At 73.0% G+C, this 18,264-nt stretch carries 16 protein-coding genes; 5 read left to right on the top strand and 11 right to left on the bottom strand.

From position 1 onward, the window contains the following. Nucleotides 1-2 precede the first annotated feature (2 nt). The 4 genes from OG627_RS19965 to OG627_RS19950 form a co-directional block, all read right to left on the bottom strand. Entirely contained in the window at nucleotides 3-1,787 is a 1,785-nt protein-coding gene (locus tag OG627_RS19965) for an L-aspartate oxidase (protein ID WP_329066992.1), read from the bottom strand. Continuing rightward, on the bottom strand, nucleotides 1,784-2,818 hold the full coding sequence (panC, locus tag OG627_RS19960; RefSeq protein ID WP_329066990.1) for a pantoate--beta-alanine ligase: 1,035 nt from the start codon (nucleotides 2,816-2,818) through the stop codon (nucleotides 1,784-1,786). Before panC ends, OG627_RS19965 begins: the two co-directional genes overlap by 4 nt. Next, nucleotides 2,815-3,822, bottom strand: a complete 1,008-nt coding sequence (locus OG627_RS19955) for a Rossmann-like and DUF2520 domain-containing protein (protein ID WP_443073509.1) — start codon at nucleotides 3,820-3,822, stop codon at nucleotides 2,815-2,817. Before OG627_RS19955 ends, panC begins: the two co-directional genes overlap by 4 nt. A gap of 108 nt (nucleotides 3,823-3,930) precedes the next feature. Next, complete coding sequence (locus tag OG627_RS19950) at nucleotides 3,931-4,206, bottom strand: hypothetical protein (RefSeq protein WP_329066986.1); 276 nt, start codon at nucleotides 4,204-4,206, stop codon at nucleotides 3,931-3,933. A 117-nt stretch (nucleotides 4,207-4,323) separates the two neighbouring features. Here OG627_RS19950 and OG627_RS19945 point away from each other — a divergent pair, with 117 nt between their 5' ends. Then, nucleotides 4,324-5,424 carry a DUF5937 family protein gene (locus OG627_RS19945; protein WP_329066985.1) on the top strand — a complete coding sequence of 367 codons (1,101 nt, stop codon included), beginning with the start codon at nucleotides 4,324-4,326 and terminating at the stop codon, nucleotides 5,422-5,424. Nucleotides 5,425-5,509: 85 nt separating this feature from the next. On the opposite strand, the gene OG627_RS19940 is transcribed toward OG627_RS19945, so the two are convergent. Further along, the gene (locus OG627_RS19940; RefSeq protein WP_329066983.1) at nucleotides 5,510-6,184 is read right to left on the bottom strand and encodes a response regulator transcription factor; all 675 of its coding nucleotides are present in this window, start codon (nucleotides 6,182-6,184) and stop codon (nucleotides 5,510-5,512) included. 141 nt (nucleotides 6,185-6,325) lie between these two features. Continuing rightward, the gene (locus OG627_RS19935) at nucleotides 6,326-7,525 is read right to left on the bottom strand and encodes a sensor histidine kinase (protein ID WP_329066981.1); all 1,200 of its coding nucleotides are present in this window, start codon (nucleotides 7,523-7,525) and stop codon (nucleotides 6,326-6,328) included. A 51-nt stretch (nucleotides 7,526-7,576) separates the two neighbouring features. Here OG627_RS19935 and OG627_RS19930 point away from each other — a divergent pair, with 51 nt between their 5' ends. Together OG627_RS19930 and OG627_RS19925 are read left to right on the top strand one after the other, a co-directional pair. After that, entirely contained in the window at nucleotides 7,577-8,776 is a 1,200-nt protein-coding gene (locus OG627_RS19930; RefSeq protein WP_443073639.1) for an SAM-dependent methyltransferase, read from the top strand. Beyond that, nucleotides 8,773-9,924 (top strand): NADH-quinone oxidoreductase subunit D, encoded by a 1,152-nt coding sequence (locus OG627_RS19925; protein WP_329066979.1) that lies wholly within the window; start codon nucleotides 8,773-8,775, stop codon nucleotides 9,922-9,924. The genes OG627_RS19930 and OG627_RS19925 overlap by 4 nt, the downstream gene beginning before the upstream one ends. Nucleotides 9,925-10,022: 98 nt before the next feature. Here the strand turns inward: OG627_RS19925 and OG627_RS19920 are convergent, their stop codons facing one another. From OG627_RS19920 to OG627_RS19905, 4 genes are all read right to left on the bottom strand, one after another. Then, on the bottom strand, nucleotides 10,023-11,060 hold the full coding sequence (locus OG627_RS19920) for a hypothetical protein (RefSeq protein ID WP_329066977.1): 1,038 nt from the start codon (nucleotides 11,058-11,060) through the stop codon (nucleotides 10,023-10,025). A 152-nt stretch (nucleotides 11,061-11,212) separates the two neighbouring features. Further along, nucleotides 11,213-12,193: an ABC transporter substrate-binding protein gene (locus OG627_RS19915; protein ID WP_329066976.1), complete on the bottom strand. Its 981-nt coding sequence runs from the start codon at nucleotides 12,191-12,193 to the stop codon at nucleotides 11,213-11,215. A gap of 37 nt (nucleotides 12,194-12,230) precedes the next feature. Continuing rightward, nucleotides 12,231-12,965: an ABC transporter permease gene (locus OG627_RS19910; protein WP_329066974.1), complete on the bottom strand. Its 735-nt coding sequence runs from the start codon at nucleotides 12,963-12,965 to the stop codon at nucleotides 12,231-12,233. Nucleotides 12,966-12,967: 2 nt separating this feature from the next. Further along, on the bottom strand, nucleotides 12,968-13,675 hold the full coding sequence (locus OG627_RS19905) for an ABC transporter permease (RefSeq protein ID WP_329066973.1): 708 nt from the start codon (nucleotides 13,673-13,675) through the stop codon (nucleotides 12,968-12,970). A gap of 156 nt (nucleotides 13,676-13,831) precedes the next feature. Between OG627_RS19905 and OG627_RS19900 the strand changes: the two genes are divergently transcribed. Next, nucleotides 13,832-15,004, top strand: coding sequence for an ABC transporter ATP-binding protein (locus OG627_RS19900; RefSeq protein ID WP_329066971.1), 1,173 nt, complete (start codon nucleotides 13,832-13,834; stop codon nucleotides 15,002-15,004). A gap of 53 nt (nucleotides 15,005-15,057) precedes the next feature. Here the strand turns inward: OG627_RS19900 and OG627_RS19895 are convergent, their stop codons facing one another. Beyond that, on the bottom strand, nucleotides 15,058-16,173 hold the full coding sequence (locus OG627_RS19895) for an alpha/beta hydrolase (protein WP_329066969.1): 1,116 nt from the start codon (nucleotides 16,171-16,173) through the stop codon (nucleotides 15,058-15,060). Nucleotides 16,174-16,318: 145 nt separating this feature from the next. On the opposite strand from OG627_RS19895, the gene OG627_RS19890 reads away from it, so the two are divergent. After that, nucleotides 16,319-18,226 (top strand): phosphatidylglycerol lysyltransferase domain-containing protein, encoded by a 1,908-nt coding sequence (locus OG627_RS19890; protein WP_329066968.1) that lies wholly within the window; start codon nucleotides 16,319-16,321, stop codon nucleotides 18,224-18,226. Nucleotides 18,227-18,264 lie beyond the last annotated feature (38 nt).

The following is an 18,264-nucleotide window of genomic DNA, read 5'->3' as shown; positions in this document are numbered from 1 at the left end:
GGTTACGGCTCCCTGGGGGCGTCGGCGGGGGGCTGGGGTACGTCGGTGGGGATGAGTACGGGGCTGACGGGCGGGAAGCCCGCCGTGCCGGTACGGCGGAGCACGAGGCGGCGCTCGGGCGTCAGCCGGACGACGAGATGGCGGCGCCAGTCGGTGTCGTCGCGCTCGGGGCGGTCCTCCCGCCAGTGGCAGCCACGGGTCTCCTCGCGCTCCAGCGCGGCGGCGACCAGCACGCGCGCGACACAGAGCAGGTTGGTGGTCTCCCAGGCGTCGACGCCGGGAACGGCTGCCTTGGCGCCGGGGGCCAGCGGCTCGTACGCGTCCGACTCGACGGCCTCCAGGCCGCGCGCGGCCTCCTCCAGGCTGCGCGCCGAGCGCAGGACGCCCGCGCCCCCGGACATGATCCGCTGGATCACGGGGCGCGCCTCGGGGGCGACGAGCGGCAGTCCGCCGACGTTTTCCGCGCCCTCTTCAAGAGGATGGCGCTCCGTCGGCACAGGACGGTGCTCCGCCGGTCCCGGGGGCTCCGCAGCGACGATGTCCGCCGCGATGCGCTCCGCGAAGACCAGGCCCTCCAACAGGGAGTTGGAGGCCAGCCGGTTTGCTCCGTGCACGCCCGTGCAGGCGACCTCGCCGCACGCGTACAGCCCCGGGACCGTGGTCCGGCCGCGCAGGTCCGTACGGATGCCGCCCGAGGCGTAGTGGGCGGCGGGCGCCACCGGGACGGGCTCGGTGACCGGGTCGATGCCGTGGGAGCGGCAGGCGGCCAGGATGGTCGGGAAGCGGCTCTCCCACATGGCGGCGCCGAAGTGCCTGGCGTCCAGATACATGTGCTCGGCGCCCTGTTCGAGCATCCTGCGCATGATCGCCTTGGCGACGATGTCGCGCGGCGCCAGCTCCGCCAGCTCGTGCTGGTCGAGCATGAAGCGGATCCCGTCGGCGTCCACGAGATGGGCGCCCTCGCCCCGGACCGCCTCGGAGACCAGCGGCTGCTGGCCCTCGGCGCCGGTGCCCAGGAAGAGCACCGTCGGGTGGAACTGGACGAACTCCAGGTCGGAGACCTCGGCACCGGCCCGCAGCGCGAGCGCCACGCCGTCGCCGGTGGAGACGGCGGGGTTGGTCGTCGCGGAGAAGACCTGGCCCATGCCGCCGGTGGCGAGGACCACGGCGGGCGCGTGGACGGCGCCGACGCCGTCGTGCTGGCCCTCGCCCATCACATGGAGGGTGACGCCCGACGTGCGGCCGTGCTCGTCGTTAAGGAGGTCCAGGACGAGCGCGTTCTCCACGGTGCGCAGCGCCGCGTCGCGGACCGCCTCGACCAGGGCACGGGAGATCTCGGCGCCGGTCGCGTCGCCGCCCGCGTGGGCTATCCGGCGGCGGTGGTGGCCGCCCTCGCGGGTCAGCTGGAGCTCTCCGGAGGCGGCGGTGTCGAAGTGCGCGCCGGTGTCGATCAGCCGGCGCACGGCGGCGGGGCCCTCGGTGACCAGGGTGCGTACGGCGTCCTCGTCGCAGAGTCCCGCGCCCGCGACGAGTGTGTCGGCGAGATGCTGCTCGGGGGTGTCGCCCTCGCCGAGGGCGGCGGCGATGCCGCCCTGCGCCCAGCGCGTGGAGCCGTCGTCGAGCCTGGCCTTGGTGACGACGACGGTACGGAGCCCGGCGGCGGTGCAGCGCAGGGCCGTGGTGAGACCGGCGACGCCGGAGCCGACCACGACGACGTCGGCGTCGATCGCCCAGCCGGGGGCGGGGGCGGACAGCCGTATTCCGGTTCCGTTCGCTGGTCCGGTCATCGGTGGTCTCCGAAGGTCAGGGTGATGTTGTCGATCAGCCGGGTGGTGCCGACGCGCGCGGCGACGGCGAGGATCGCCTCACCGGTGTGGCCGTCGGGGACCTCGGTGAAGTCGTCGGGGTCGACGAGCGCCAGATAGTCGACCGTCAGCGGCGGCAGGGTCCTGCCCGCCCCGTCGAGCACGGCGCGGGCGGCGGCCCGCACGGCGTCGGCCCCGCAGGGGCGGCCCGGGGCCCGCGCGGCGGCCGGGGGCGCGGCGGCGGCCAGCGCGTGGGCGTCGGCGGCGAGCCGGGGCTCGCCGAGGGCGGAGAGCCCGGCGGCGCGGGCGCCGGGGGTGGGCGCGGACTCGGCGCGGGCGCGCAGCGCGTGCTGGGCGCCGAGCCGGTCGCGGGCCGCGAACAGGGCCCGGGAGAGGGCGAGGGCGGTGCGGCGCTCGGCCGGGGAGAGATAGCGGTTGCGGCTGGAGAGCGCGAGACCGTCCTCCTCGCGGACCGTCGGTACGCCGACGATCTCGGCCGGGAAGTTCAGATCGCGGACCATCCGGCGGACCAGGGCCAGTTGCTGCGCGTCCTTGGTACCGAAGAAGGAGGCGTCGGCGCGGGTGAGGTGCAGCAGCTTGGCGACGACGGTGAGCATCCCGTCGAAGTGGCCGGGGCGCGAGGCGCCTTCGAGCCGCTCGCCCATGGGCCCGGCCGCGAGCGTCACCAGGGGCGCCCCGTCCGGGTAGACCTCGTCGGCGGACGGGGCGAAGACGGCGTCGGCCCCCGCTGCCCCGGCCACTTCCAGATCGGCTTCCAGGGTGCGCGGATAGCGGTCGAGGTCCTCCCCCGCGCCGAACTGGAGCGGGTTGACGAAGACGGTGACCACGACGAACCCGTCCGGCCCGACGTGGGCGCGCGCCGCCCGTACGAGCGCGGCGTGGCCCTCGTGGAGCGCGCCCATGGTGAGCACGGCGGCGGTACGGCCCGGGGCGGCGCGCCGCTCCAGGAGCTTGTCGAGATCCACGCGCGCGGAGGCGAGTGCGAGGCTCATCGGGCGCCCCCCGCGCCGCCTCCGCGCGTGTCCCCGAGGCTGTCGCCGTCCGCGAGGACGCCGAGGAGGTCCTCGGCCAGCTCGGGTTTGAGCAGCCCGTGCGCGAGCGCCCGGTCGGCGGTGGTGCGGGCCATCGCCAGATATCCGGCGACGGCGCCGGGCGCGTGCGCGCGCAACTCCGCGACGTGCGCGGCGACCGTACCCGCGTCGCCGCGCGCGACCGGTCCGGTGAGCGCGGCGTCGCCGGAGCGCAGCGCGTTGTCCAGGGCGGCGCCGAGCAGCGGGCCGAGCATCCGGTCGGGGGCGGCGACCCCGGCCGTACGGAGCAGCTCCATGGCCTGGGCGACCAGGGTGACCAGGTGGTTCGCGCCCAGGGCCAGGGCGGCGTGGTAGAGCGGGCGGGACTCCTCAGCGATCCACTCCGGCTCGCCGCCCATCTCGATGACCAGCGCCTCGGCGGCCAGCCGCAGCTCGTCGGGCGCGGTGACGCCGAACGAGCAGCCCGCCAGCCGCTGGACGTCCACCGGGCTGCCGGTGAAGGTCATCGCGGGGTGGAGGGCGAGGGGCAGGGCCCCGGCGCGCAGGGCCGGGTCGAGCACCTTGACGCCGTACCGCCCCGAGGTGTGCACGAGCAGCTGTCCCGGCCGTACGGCACCGGTCTCGGCGAGGCCCTCGACCAGCCCCGGCAGCGCGTCGTCGGGGACGGTCAGCAGCACCAGGTCGGCGCGGGCGAGCACCTCGGCGGGGGTGACCAGGGGGACGTCGGGCAGCAGCGCGCCCGCTCGGCGCACCGAGGCGTCGGAGACCCCGGACACGGCGACGGGGCGGTGCCCGGCGAGCCGCAGCGAAGCGGCGAGGGCGGGGCCGACCCGGCCGGCGCCGACGACTCCGACGGACAGCCGGGCGGGGCGGTCACGGGGATCGAAGGGGTCCTGTGATGGTGGGTTCACGCGGCGGGGCCTTCCGTTCCAGTCCGCAGGGGGTACCGGACGATTTCTCGCCATGCTACGCCAGCGTTTCGCGGAGCCACCGGGTTGTCCACAGCCTGTGGGCCGCCCACTGCGGAAGGCCGCGGGCCGGTCTCCCCGTACCGCCCGGAACCGCCCCGGCGCTCAGCGCGCCCCCGCCGCGGGCGGCCGGCGGCGCGGGTGACGGAGCGGGTGGCGGAGCAGCCGCGCCAGCCGGGCGAGCGGCGCTCGCGGACCGGCGCCGCCGGAGCCTCCGGGGGCGGCGGCCCCGGCCGAGGACCCGGCGACTTCGCGCACCAGCCGGTACTCACGGATCGTGCGCAGCGTCTCCCGGTCGTACCGACCGGGCGGCGGCGGCCCCGGCTCGCCCCGGAGCATGGCGCGGTAGCTGTCGAGCATGTGCTGCTGAATGGCGTCCATGCGCCAACCCTGCGCCGGGCGGGCCGCCCAGGGCTCTTCGATTGACCGGCACCGTCAATTGACCGGCGCCGTCAATCGAATCGCCCGTTGTCGGTGGGGGGAGGCAGCATGGAGGCCATGAGCGTGCACATCGACATCACCGGGCTGCCCCAGGAGCGGATCACCTTCACCCCCTCCCCGCTGGCCGAGCTGGCCGCGGCCCTGCACGCGCTGTCCGAGCCCTCCCACCACGCCAGGCTGCACGGCTGGACCACCGCCACCGCCGCCTCCCTCAAGCCCGAGCTGGCCGACCGGCTGCACGAGGCGGACTTCCTGTGGCGCGCCGCCCGCGCCGACATCCTGCTGCCGCCCGCGCCGCGCGAGACCCTCGCGGAGGAGCTGGACGACCTCGACCGGATGGACGACGAGCGGTACGTGGCCGCCGCGCTGGAGATCTCCTGCGCCAGCCGGTACGACGAAGGCATTCCCTCACCGCTCGTCGACGCGGCCGTGCGCAAGCGCGCCCTGGAGCTGGCGGCGGCCCGGGGCCCGCGCCAGGCCGCCTTCGCCCGTCGCATGCTCGACGACCCGCCCGCCGTCAGGGCCTGGATACGCCGGCTGTTCGAAGAGTGCGACGAGGCGTTCTTCGCGGACACCTGGCGGCGCGTCCGGGTCCAGCTCGCCGCCGACGCCCGCCACAAGACGGAGCTGCTGCGCCGTCAGGGCCTCGCCGAAGCCATGGCGGCGGTCTCCCCCGCCGTCACGGTCGAGCGGGACGGTCCGCGCACCCGCATAGCGGTGGACAAGCTCGGCCACGGCCGGACCACCGCCTCCGCCTCCGGTGTCGGCTCCGGTCTGACGCTGCTGCCCACCGCCTTCGGGTGGCCGCACCTGATCGCGCTGCACGCGCCGGGCTGGCAGCCCGTCGTCCAGTACCCGGTCTCCGGCCGCGAGCTGGCCGGCGCCACCCCGGTCGACACCGTCAAGCTGCGCCTGGAGGCCGTCGCCCACCCGCTGCGGATGCGGCTGTGCCGCCACCTCGCACGGGGTACGTACACGACGAGCGAGCTGGCCGACGCGAACGGGATCACCGCGCCCGAGGTGTCCCGTCATCTGGCGGTGCTGCGCAGAGCGGGGCTGCTGACGACCCAGCGGCGCGGCCGCTACGTGCTGCATCAGCTGGACGTCGCCGTGGTGGCGCGGCTCGGCAGCGACTTCCTGGAGGGGATGCTGCGCTGAGCGCGATCAGTGCGACGGGCGCCGCATGCCGCGGGCACTCCGTACCCCGGGCGTCAGTGCCCCGGGCACTCCATGCCCCCGGCGCTCAGTGCCCAGGGTTGCCACCTGCGCGCACCAGCCCGGTCTCGTAGGCGAGGACCACGACCTGCACGCGGTCGCGCAGACCGAGCTTGGTGAGGATCCGGCCGACGTGCGTCTTCACTGTCGCCTCGGAGAGCACCAGCCGGCCCGCGATCTCGCCGTTCGAGAGCCCTTGCGCGACCAGCAGCAGCACTTCGCTTTCGCGGGCGGTCAGCCGGTCCAGCTCCTTGTGCCGCGGCTGCGTGCCGCCCGGCAGCATCGGCGCGAAGCGGTCCAGGAGCCGGCGCGTGGTGGACGGGGCGACGACCGCGTCGCCGCTGTGCACCGCGCGGATCGCGGTCAGCAGCTCGCCCGGCGGGACGTCCTTCAGCATGAACCCGCTGGCGCCCGCCTTGAGGCCGGAGAACGCGTACTCGTCGAGGTCGAAAGTGGTCAGGATCAGCACTTTGGGGGCGCCGGGCTCGGCGCAGATCCGGCGGGTGGCCTCGACGCCGTCGAGGCGGGGCATACGCACGTCCATCAGGACGACGTCCACCTTGGTGGAGCGGAGGTTCTCGATGGCCTCCGCGCCGTTGCCCGCCTCGGCGACGACATCCATGTCCGGCTGCGCGGCCAGCACCATGCGGAAGCCGGTGCGCAGAAGTACCTGATCGTCGACGAGCATCACGCGAATCGACATATGGGGGGTCCTTGTCCTGTAGGCCGGGTGGAACGGGAAGGCGGGAAGGCGGGAAGGGACGACGGGAAGGGATGACGGAACGGAACAGCGGCGGGGCGGACGACGGGACGGGCCGCGCGGCGGGCCCCGGCCGCTCCCCGCTCAGTCCGCCGGCTTCAGCGGCAGCAGCGCGCTGATCCGGAATCCGCCGCCGGGCCGCGGCCCGGCGTCCAGCGTGCCGCCGACCATACCGATCCGCTCCCGCATCCCGATCATCCCGTGTCCCCGGCCGTCGGCGCCGCCGTCCGCGTACAGCTCGTGGGCCGCGCCCCGGCCGTCGTCCTCGACCAGCAGCCCCAGTCCGTCGTCGAAGTAGACGAGCCGCACGCTGGCACCCACGTCGGGGCCGCCGTGCTTGCGGCTGTTGGTGAGGGCCTCCTGCACGATGCGGTACGCGGTCAGCTCGACGCCGCTGGGCAGCGGGCGGGCGGTGCCCTCGATCCGGAAGTCCACGGCGAGGCCGGCTTCGCGCACCTTCTCGATCAGCTCCTCGATCTGGCCGACATCGGGCTGCGGCACGTACTCGCCGCTCTCCTTGGCATCGCCGGTCCGCAGCACCCCGAGCAGTCTGCGCATCTCGGCGAGCGCCTGCCGGCCCGTGCTGGAGATGGTCTCCAGCGCCTGTTTCGCCTGGTCGGGCGCTGCGTCCAGGACATAGGCGGCGCCGTCGGCCTGAACCACCATCACCGAGACGTTGTGCGCGACGACGTCGTGCAGCTCACGGGCGATCCTGGCGCGCTCGGCGGCGACCGCCACCTTGGCCTGGGCCTCGCGCTCCTTCTCCAGCCGGGTGGCGCGCTCCTCCAGCTGTTCGAGGTAGGCGCGCCGGGTCCTGATGGAGTCGCCCAGCACCCAGGCGAGGACGAACGGCACGGCCAGCACGACGGCGGCGAAGACCCGGCCCGGCGTGCTGTCGTCGCCCGTCGGCCAGCGCAGCTGCGACAGCGGCGCGGCGAGCAGCCCGCCGATCAGCGCGAACCGGGAGGCCCAGCGTGGTCCGCCCTCCGAAGCGACGGTGTAGATGATCATCAGCATCGCGAGGTCCGCCGGGTTGACGTCCACGTCCAGCACGAGCTGCGCGACGCCCACGGCGGTCACCAGGAGCAGGATCTTCGCCGGGGCCCGACGGCGCAGCGCCACCGACAGGCTCAGCAGCAGGACGGCCGCCATCGCCACCAGCCGGGGTGCGACGCCGAGGTTCGCCTGGACCGCCCACAACAGGGAGAACCCGAAGAGGAGGACAGCCAGAAAACTGTCGACACTCGTCGGGTGTCCGCGGAGGAAGTCGTAGAAGCGCTGCACGTAACCCAGCGTAGGGAGGCGGAAACGGGGGGCGGGTCAACCGGAGGGTCGATCCGGTCGGCGGAAGCGTACTCCCCAAGGTGGAGACTTGGCGTCGTGGCGGATGATGCGGCGCACGAGACGGGCCGGGCGCGGGGTGCGCGAAGCGGTAGGTACGGGACGGAAACGGAACGGCTTCCCCCGACGGAGGCGGAAACCCGCTCGCACACGGCGGGAGCCAGGTCGCGTACGCCGGAGGGAACGCGCTCGCGTACTCCGGCGGAAACGGAAGCCGTCCGGTGGCGCACGGCGGCCGAAGCGGCGCTCTACGGCCCGGACGGCTTCTATCTGCGCCCCGAGGGCCCCGGCGCGCACTTCCGTACGTCCGTGCACGCCTCCCCGCTGTTCGCCACCGCCGTGGCCCGGCTGCTGGCCGGGACCGCGCGGGAGCTGGCGACCGACGAGATCGCCGTCGTCGACCTCGGCGCCGGCCACGGCGAGCTGCTGACCGGGATCCTGGCGGCGGTCCCCGACGGCCTCACGGTGCGTCCGTACGCCGTCGAGCGCGCCGCCAGGCCCGCCGGTCTCGACCCGCGGATCGAGTGGTGCGCGCGGCCGCCGGAGGGGGTGCGGGGGCTGCTGTTCGCGAACGAGTGGCTCGACAACGTGCCCGTCGATGTCGCGGAGACCGGCGAGGACGGCGTGGCGCGCTACGTGCTGGTCCGGCCGGACGGCTCCGAGGAGCCGGGCGAGCCGGTCGAGGGCCCCGACGCGCGCTGGCTGGAGCGCTGGTGGCCGCCGGCCGGTCCCGGGACGAGGGCGGAGATCGGCCGCCCCCGCGACGAGGCGTGGGCGGCGGCGGTGGCCACCCTGGAGCGGGGGCTCGCCGTCGCCGTCGACTACGCGCATGTGCGGGACGCCCGGCCGCCGTTCGGCACCCTGACCGGCTTCCGGGCGGGCCGCGAGGTGGCCCCCGTACCGGACGGCGGCCGCGATCTGACGGCCCATGTGGCCCTGGACGCCTGCGCGCTGCCCGGCGCGCGGCTGCTCACGCAGCGCGAGGCGCTGCGCCGGCTCGGGGTGAGCGGCGCGCGCCCGCCGCTCTCCCTCGCCGCCACCGACCCGGCCGGGTACGTGCGGGCGCTGTCGGCGGCCGGGGCGGCGGCGGAGCTGACGGCGCGCGGCGGGCTGGGCGACTTCGGGTGGCTCGTGCAGCCCGTCGGTACCGATCCCGGTGGCCCGGACGGCGCTCTGAGAGACTGTGGCCCATGACGGAGACCACCCGGACGACGGTCGGCATCGGCGGCGCGGCGGAGAGCACCGACATGGTGCTCAATATCGGTCCGCAGCACCCCTCCACCCACGGTGTGCTCCGGCTGCGCCTCGTGCTGGACGGCGAGGTGATCCGGCACGCCGAGCCGGTGATCGGCTATATGCACCGGGGCGCGGAGAAGCTCTTCGAGGCGCGTGACTACCGGCAGATCGTGATGCTCGCCAACCGCCACGACTGGCTGTCGGCGTTCGCCAACGAGCTGGGTGTGGTGATGGCCGTCGAGCGGATGCTCGGCATGGAGGTGCCCGAGCGCGCCGTGTGGACCAGGACGCTGCTCGCCGAGCTGAACCGGGTGCTGAACCATCTGATGTTCCTCGGCTCGTACCCGCTGGAGCTGGGCGGCATCACCCCGATGTTCCACGCGTTCCGGGAGCGCGAGGAGTTGCAGGCCGTGATGGAGGAGGTCTCCGGCGGCCGGATGCACTACATGTTCAACCGGGTCGGCGGTCTCAAGGAGGATCTTCCGGCGGGCTGGCAGGGCCGCGCCCGGCACGCGATCGCCGAGGTGCGCTCGCGGATGGACGTGTACGACCGGCTGGTCCTCGGCAACGAGATCTTCCGGGGGCGCACGCGCGGCGTCGGGGTGCTGTCGCGGGAGGCGGTGCACGCGTACGGGGTGTCGGGGCCGATCGCCCGCGCCTCGGGGGTGGACTTCGATCTGCGCCGCGACGAGCCGTATCTCGGCTACGGCGAACTGGGCGGCGTCCTCAAGGTGGTGACCCGCGAGGAGGGTGACTGCCTGGCGCGCTTCGAATGCCTGCTGGACCAGACGCACAACGCGCTGGCCCTGGCGGACGCCTGTCTGGACCGGATCGCGGAGCTGCCGCCCGGGCCGATCAACCAGCGGCTGCCCAAGGTGCTGAAGGCCCCGGAGGGCCACACGTACGCCTGGACGGAGAACCCGCTCGGCGTCAACGGCTACTACCTGGTGTCGAAGGGCGAGAAGACGCCGTACCGGCTGAAGCTGCGCTCGGCCTCGTTCAACAACATCCAGGCGCTGACCGAACTGCTGCCGGGGACGCAGGTGGCGGACATGGTGGCGATCCTGGGGTCGCTGTTCTTCGTCGTCGGCGACATCGACAAGTAGGCGGGCAGGCCCGCACCGGTTTGTCGGCCCGCTGACCCGCCGGGCTCACGTCAGCCGGTCAGCCCTTCAGCACGTCAGCCTTCCCGCACGTCAGCCCTTCAGGAGCCGACGGCGCCGCGCAGCTCGCCGAGTTCGAACCGCTCGGTCTCGTCGTGCGCGGTCAGGTCGATGACCTGTCCGACGCCCCGGTCCTCGGACCTGCGCCGCTCGGCGAGCGCCTCCTCGCCCACCACGTCCGCGAGGTCCTCGCGCTCCAGGCGGGCCGCCGGGCCGGGCCGGTCGCCCTCGGTCTCCCCGGACGGCGCCTCGTCCCGGGGCGGTTCGGTTCCCTCGGGCGGGCTCTCCGCGCCGAAGAAGTCGAAGCCGGCCTCCGGCCGCACCGGGCGGCGCAGCGTGGAGTACGGCACGATCGCGGACGCGGTCGGCACCCGGGTGGCGGGCAGGGCGGACGCCGGGCGGCTGTGCTGCTCGGCCCCGGCGGCCGCCGCGTGCTTCCCCCGCTGGTCCTCGGCCTCCGTGGCCCGCTCGGCCAGATCACGGGCGCGGGCCGCCTCGACGGTGCGCCTGGCCTGCTGGGCGGCCCCGTTGCGCGCCAGCTCGTCCAGCGCGCGGGCGGCGCCGAGATAGGCCGCCGCGGTCGCCGTACCGCTGCTCGCGGCGGTCAGCGCCTTGGGCTCGGCCGCCGCTTCCAGGGCGAGCTGACGCCGTCCCTCCAGCGCCGTGGCCCGCTCGGTCTCCGCCGTGGCGTAGCGCCGCAGCAGCGCGGCGTGCTCGCCGCGCAGCTTGGCCAGCTCGACGCGCTTGGCCCGGAGCTTGGCGTCGAGCTTGCCGCGCAGCTCGCGCGACTCCTCGACGTCGGCCTCCAGTTCGGCCACGCGCTCCTCGGTCTTCCAGTGGTCGCTCTCGCGTCCGCGCGCCAGCTCGGCGACCCGGCGGCCCGCGCTGCGGTCCCAGCCGCGCATGACGACCGCGCCGGTGAGGGCGGCGACCGCCGTCGCGGCGACGAGCCCGCGCAGCACCAGCGGATCGGCGAACAGCCAGGCGCCCGCGGCGCAGAGGACCGCGGCTCCGGCGACCGCCGTGGGCGGCAGAAGCTTGTGGAGGGGTGGGGAATGGCGGTGGCGTCCACGTGGCATGGCCTGAAATTTACCGTGCGTGGGGACCGAATGGGGCGCCGGTCGGACAATCTTTCCCGGTCCGTGGCCGGGCCCCCGCCCTTCCTCTTCCGTTTCCGCTGGAGAACTCCTTTATGCCTGTTGCGGGTTACCTCGCGATGGCCGCGCGGGAGCTACTTCTTGACCAGACCTTTGGACTCCAGATACTCCTTGGCGACATCCTCCGGCTTCGCCCGCTCCCCATCGACCTTGAGGTTCAACTTCGCGAGATCCTCGGTCGTCAGAGCATCCGTCAGCTTGCCCAGAACATCGGCGATCTCCTGCGAACCGGCGTCCTTGGCATTGACCACCGGCACCACGTTGTCGGCGTTCTGGAGCTTCTTGTCGTCCTCCAGCACCACCAGTCCGAAGCTGTCGAGTGTGCCGTCGGTGGTGGAGCTGAGGACCAGTTGGTCCACGCCGTCCTTGACGGCCTGCTTGGACTGCGGAGTGCCGACGCCCTTCGGGTCGATGCCCGTGACATCGATGCCGTACGTCTTCTTGAGGCCGGGCGCGCAGAACGGCCGTACGGCGCACTCGTCACCTGCGGCGATCTTCACTTTGATCTTGCTCTTGCCAAGGTCGGAAAGCGTCGTGAGCTTGTTCTTCTCGGCGAATTCCTTGGTGACCGCGAAGGCATTCTGGTCGACGGCCTGCCCGGCCGGGAGCACCTTCAGCCCGCGCGGCTCGGCGAGCTTCTTCAGCTCGGCGACGGTCGCGTCGGCGTCGCTGGAGGCGAGGGGCTTCGCCTCGGCCGCCTTGGCGCCGTTCACCTTGGCGTTGAGGAATTCGGTGATCGTCGCGGCGTATTCCGGCACCACGTCGATCTCGCCCTTCTCCAGGGAGGGTTCGTACAGCTCGCGGTTCTTCACCGTGGTGACGGACGTGGAGTACCCGGAGTCGGCGAGGATCCCGGCGTACAGCTCGGCCAGCACCTTCGACTCGGTGAAGGCCGCCGCGCCTATGACCAGCGAGCCCTTCTTCCCGGAGCCGGACCCGGAGTCCGAGGACCCCGCGTTGTCCTTCTCCAGGCTGTCGCCGCCGCACGCGGCGAGCGAGACGGTCAGTGCGACCGCTCCCAGGGCCGCACCCGCGATGCGCGAGGTCTTGCTCATGATGTCCACCATCTCCAAGAGGCCAAAAGGTCGGTCGTCACGCGGTCTTGCGGGCGGGGGCCGGGCCGGCCGGGGCCGCCGTACGGTCCGGGGCCGGTGCGGCCCCGGCTATGGACGGCGCCGGGTCGATGATCCGGTCGATCGCCACCAGCGCGCCCTCGACGAGCAGCGCGAGCAGCGCGACCAGGAGGGCGCCGGCGACCACCTGCGCGGTGTTGTACGTGTTGAATCCCGCGGTGATGACGCGGCCGAGCCCGCCCTGCCCCACCATCGCCGCGATGGTCGCGGTGGCGACCACCTGCACGGAGGCGGACCGGAGCCCGGTCATGATCAGCGGGTACGCGAGGGGCAGCTCCACCCGTACGAAGAGCTGGCGCCCCGACATCCCCATCCCGCGGGCGGCCTCCACCACCGCGCGGTCCACCGCCCGCATCCCCACGTAGGCGTTGGTCAGCAGCGGCGGCACGGCGAACAGCACCAGCGCGATCACGGTCGGCACCGAGCCCGCGTTGCGCAGCGGGGAGACCATGAAGAGCGCGAGCACGGCGAAGACGGGGATGGCCCGGCCGGCGTTGGAGATATTGATCGCGAGGGAGCCGCCCTTGCCGAGGTGGCCCAGCCAGAGGGCCACCGGCAGGGCTATCGCGCAGGCGAGGACGAGCGAGAGCCCGCTCACGTACACATGCTCCTGGAGCCGGTGCCACACCCCGCCGTCGCCCGTCCAGTTGGCGGCCGTGGTCAGCCAGGACCACGCCTCTCCCAGCACACCCATGGTCAGGCCACCGCCTTCGCCGACGCACGCGCCTTCTCGGGCGTGCGTATCCGGGTCCAGGGCGTGAGCAGCCGCTGCACGCCCAGCAGCAGGAGATCGGCGACGACCGCGAGCAGCACGCAGAGCACGGACGCCGCCAGCACCTGCGCCTTGAAGAAGCTCGACAGCGCGTCCTCGATGAGATTGCCGAGCCCGCCCCGGCCGACGATCGAGCCGACCGTGGTCAGGGCGATCGTGGAGACCGTGGCGATGCGCAGCCCCGCCATCAGCGCGGGCAGCGCGAGCGGCAGCTCGACCTCCCAGAGCAGCCGTCCCGGCCCGTATCCCATCCCGCGCGCCGCTTCCCTGGCCTCTTCCGGAACGGATTCCAGCCCGGCCATGATGTTCCGCACGAGAATCGTCAGCGAATACAGCACCAGGCCGGTGATCACCAGACCGGCGGAGAGACCGAACAGCGGCAGCAGCAGCGAGAACATCGCCAGGGAGGGAATCGTGTAGAGCAGGGTCGTCAGCCCGAGCACGGGACCGGCGAAAGCGGGCCTGCTCCGCGCCAGCAGCGCCAGCGGAAATGCCACCACCAGGCCGATGGCGACCGAGACCACCGTGATCCACACATGCTGGACCGTGGCGTCGGTCAGCTCCTGGCTGCGGGAGCGGAGATATTCGCCGCAGATCCAGTCGTTCGCCGCCAGGCATCCTCGCGCACTCATCCGTCCCCGCCTCCCCCGTCTTCCCCTGGGTATGTGTGCCGTGCGTATGTGCGGCACCTATGTCCGGCGACCCTATCCCCGACCACTGACATTCGCGGAAGGCCGCCACATTCCAGCAACATGGCCTTCACACAACTCGCAGCACAATGGGGAACCATGATCCGATTCGAGCACGTCACCAAGCGGTACCCGGACGGCACGACCGCTGTCGACGATCTCTCCTTCGAGGTCGCGCGCGGTGAACTGGTCACGCTCGTCGGACCCTCCGGCTGCGGCAAGACCACGACCATGAAAATGGTCAACCGTCTGATCGAACCGACCGAGGGACGGATATTCCTCGACGGCGACGACATAGCCACCATCGACCCGGTCCAGCTGCGGCGCCGGATCGGCTATGTCATCCAGCAGGTGGGGCTCTTCCCGCACAAGACGGTCCTGGAGAACACCGCGACCGTCCCGCACCTCCTTGGCTGGAAACGGGGCAAGGGCCGCGAGCGCGCGGCGGAACTCCTCGACCTGGTCGGCCTCGACCCGTCCGTCTACGGCGACCGCTACCCCGAGCAGCTCTCCGGCGGCCAGCGCCAGCGCGTCGGGGTGGCCCGCGCGCTCGCCGCCGATCCGCCCGTGCTGCTGATGGACGAGCCGTTCGGCGCCGTCGACCCCGTGGTGCGCGACCACCTCCAGAGCGAGTTCCTCCGGCTCCAGGAGGCGGTCGACAAGACCGTGCTGTTCGTCACGCACGACATCGAGGAGGCCGTCAGGCTCGGCGACCGCATCGCCGTCTACGGCCAGGGCAGGATCGAGCAGTTCGACGCCCCGGCCGCCGTCCTCGGCGCGCCCGCCACCCCGTACGTCGCGGACTTCGTGGGCGCCGACCGCGGCCTCAAGCGGCTCTCCGTCACCCCCATCGAGGAGGGGGACCTGGAGCAGCCGCCCGTACTCCACCTCGACGACCCGCTGGGGCGGGCCTCGGCCAGGCTGGCCGAGGAGGGCGCGCGCTGGGCCGTCGTGCTGGACTCGGACGACAATCTGCACGGCTGGATCTCCACCGACCGCACCGGCGCCTCCGGGACCGTACGGGAGCACGCCCGCCGGATGGAGGCGTGGCTGCCCGTCGGCGCCTCCCTCAAGCAGGCGTTCGCCACGATGCTCCAGCACGACGCCGGCTGGATCGCCGTCATCGACAAGGAGGAGACGGGCCGCTTCCTCGGCGTCCTCACTCCGGCCCGGCTGCACGAGGCGCTGCGCCGGTCGATCGACGCGGACGTGCGGGCCGTCCCCCGTACGGAAGTGGAGCTGGAGACCGTCAGCAAGGCCGCCTCCGCCTGAGCGGCTCCTCGCCCTGAGCGGGGCCTTCGCGTGCGCCGGACCGCGCGGCCGGATCAGGCGCCGCTGAGCCGGCCGCTCATCCACACCAGGGCCGGCGGGATCTCGCGGCGCCAGGTGTTGAAGTTGTGCGCGCCGCTCGGCAGGATGATCGACGAGACCTGGGACGGCGCCTTGACCTTGCTGATGAACGTCTCGGTGTCCTTGAGGTTGCGCTCGCCCTTCCTGGAGCTGGTGACGAGCAGCGACGACTCGCCCTGCGGCAGGTGGTCCAGGCTCCACAGCAGGTCCGACCGGTTCCTGAGGTTCCTGTCGCCCTGGAAGAGGTCGCCGGTCGTCGGGTCCTCGGCCGCCTTGTAGTACGCGGAGAGCCCGACGCCCACCGAGAACTGCTCCGGGTGGCGCATCGCGATCTTCAGCGCGCAGTAGCCGCCGGTGGAGTTGCCGATGACGCCCCAGCTGCGCGGCACGTCCTTCACGCGGTAGGCGCGCGACACCGCCGTCGGCACGTCCTTGGCGAGGAAGGTCTCGGTCTGCGGACCGCCGGGGACGTCCACGCACTCGGTGTCCCGGGGCGGCGCCACGGTGGGCCGCAGCATCACCAGGATCATCGGCTGCATCTTGTTGGCCTTGGCCAGCTGCCAGGCGGTCGTCGGGTAGTTGAGCCCCTTGATCAGGTTCTCCGCCACCCCCGGGTAGCCGGTGAGCACCACGGCCGCCGGGAACTTCTGCTTCTTGAACTGCGGCTGGAAGTACTGCGGCGGCAGGTAGACGTACGCGGTGCTGTCGATGCCCGATTTCCGGCCGCTCACGGCGATCTTCTGGATCTGCCCGGAGACCGATGGCTGCCGGCTGCCCGGTACGGGGGCGTGCTGGGTGTCCATGACCGTGACGTTCTTGCCGTCGGCCGCGGCCCGGCCCACGACCGCCCCCAGTTGCTGTTCCTGGCCGAAGAGATCCCCCCACGTCCCGTAGAAGAGGAAATACTGATTGGCGACGAGCGCGACCGCGGCGAAGATGGACACCTGCGTGGCGAACAGCAGCCCGACGCGCCCGGCCACGGCCCGAGGCGTACGGCGGGACAGCCGCGGCCACAGCCAGACGGTCAGAACGAACAGCAGTACGGCCAGCACGACCGCCAGAGCCAGGACTTTACGGCTGGTAAGACCCATGTCGACCGGAGCTCTTCCGTGAGATTTTCCCGAACACAGCGGAACCCGCACCCCGAAAGCCACGTCCTAGAGGTCGCAAAATGTCCGGCCCGCACCAAAACAGCGGACTGGACACCACACTCTCTCGCGGAGCCACGGGGAAGCGATGTCTGTGACGCTAGATGGGGATAAATCGGGATCGGTTCCGGATCGGTTGAATCGTTCGGCCGGCACGGTGGCCGCCTCGCCGACCGGTCGTCTGCCCGACCGGGCACGGCGGCTGTTCGGCGGCCCCCGGCCCGACTCCGTACCGGCGCTGGTCGGCACCGCGTGCGCGTTCATCGGCCTGATCGACATCGCCGCCGGCGTCTTCCCCCGCTTCCGCCACAGCCGGATGCACACCCTCGCCGAGGTGCTGCCGGGGGCGCTCGGCCCCTTCGCCGCCGCGCTCGCGCTGAGCACCGGCGTACTCCTGCTGCTGCTCGCGCACGGCCTCAAGCGCCGCAAACGGCGCGCCTGGCGCGCGGCCGTCATCCTGCTGCCGGCCGGCGCCGTCGCGCAATTCGGCTACCGGCACTCGATCGTCGGCGCCCTGTTCTCGCTGACCCTGCTCGCCCTGCTGCTGTGGCACCGCGGCGAGTTCGCGGCGCTGCCCGACCCGCGCAGCCGGTGGCGGGCACTCGCCAACTTCGTCCTGATGGGCGCGGGCTCCATCGGCCTGGGGCTGATCATCGTCAGCGTCCATCCGCACCGGACCGTGGGCAACCCCAGCCTGACCGACCGTCTCGAACACGTGCTGTACGGCCTGTTCGGTCTCGAAGGACCGGTCGAGTACAGCGGCAGCGTGGACTGGACCGTGGGCTACTCGCTCGGCGCCCTCGGCCTGCTCACCGCCCTCACCACCATCTACCTGGCCTTCCGGCCCGAACACCCGGCGGCGCGGCTCACCGAGGAGGACGAACGGCGGCTGCGCGCCCTGCTCGCCCGGCACGGCGCCCGCGACTCCCTCGGCCACTTCGCCCTCCGCCGCGACAAGGGCGTGGTCTTCTCCCCCAGCGGCAAGGCGGCCGTCTGCTACCGCGTGGTCTCCGGGGTGATGCTCGCCAGCGGCGACCCCATCGGCGACGTCGAGGCGTGGCCCGGCGCCATCGAACGCTTCATGGACGAGGCCAAGGCGCACTCCTGGACCCCCGCCGTCATGGGGTGCAGCGAGACCGGCGGCGAGGTCTGGACCCGCGAGACCGGACTCGACGCGCTGGAGCTGGGCGACGAAGCGGTGGTGGACGTGCCGGATTTCTCCTTGCACGGACGGGCCATGCGCAACGTACGCCAGATGGTGAAGCGCATCGAGCGCGCCGGCTACGAAACGCGAGTACGGCGCGTCCGTGACCTCTCCGAAGGAGAGCTGGAGCGGGTCCGCCGCGCCGCCGACGACTGGCGCGGCACCGACACCGAGCGCGGCTTCTCCATGGCCCTCGGCCGAATCGGCGACCCCGCCGACGGCGACTCGGTGATCGCCACCGCCCACAAGCCGGGCGAGGACGCCCCCGGCCCCTACGGCGACCTGAAGGCCGTCCTCCACTTCGTGCCGTGGGGGACGGACGGCATGTCCCTCGACCTGATGCGCCGCGACCGCTCCGCCGACCCCGGCATGAACGAGCTGCTCATCGTCGCCGCGCTACAGGCCGCGCCCCAGCTGGACGTGGTGCGGGTCTCGCTCAACTTCGCGATGTTCCGCTCGGCGCTCGCCCGGGGCGAGAGACTGGGCGCTGGACCGGTGCTGCGCTGCTGGCGTGGGCTGCTCGTCTTCCTCTCCCGCTGGTTCCAGATCGAGTCGCTGTACAAGTTCAACGCCAAGTTCCAGCCGCGCTGGGAGCCGCGGTACGTGGTCTTCCGCTCCACCGGCGACCTGCCCAGGATCGGCTTCGCCGCGATGCAGGCCGAGGGCTTCGTCACGCTGGCGCTGCCGCGTCCGCTGCGCCGCCTGGGCGCCGGCCGGCCCGACCGGCGCGACCGTCCGGGCGGACACCCGACCGCCCGCACGCCGTCCGATCACGAGGTCCGTACGGCCTGAAGCGTGGACGCGGGGCGTATCGCCAAGCCGCGCGTGCT

It is taken from the genome of Streptomyces sp. NBC_01429, from assembly GCF_036231945.1.
Lineage (GTDB): Bacteria > Actinomycetota > Actinomycetes > Streptomycetales > Streptomycetaceae > Streptomyces.
This window is presented reverse-complemented; position numbering and strand designations above follow the sequence as displayed.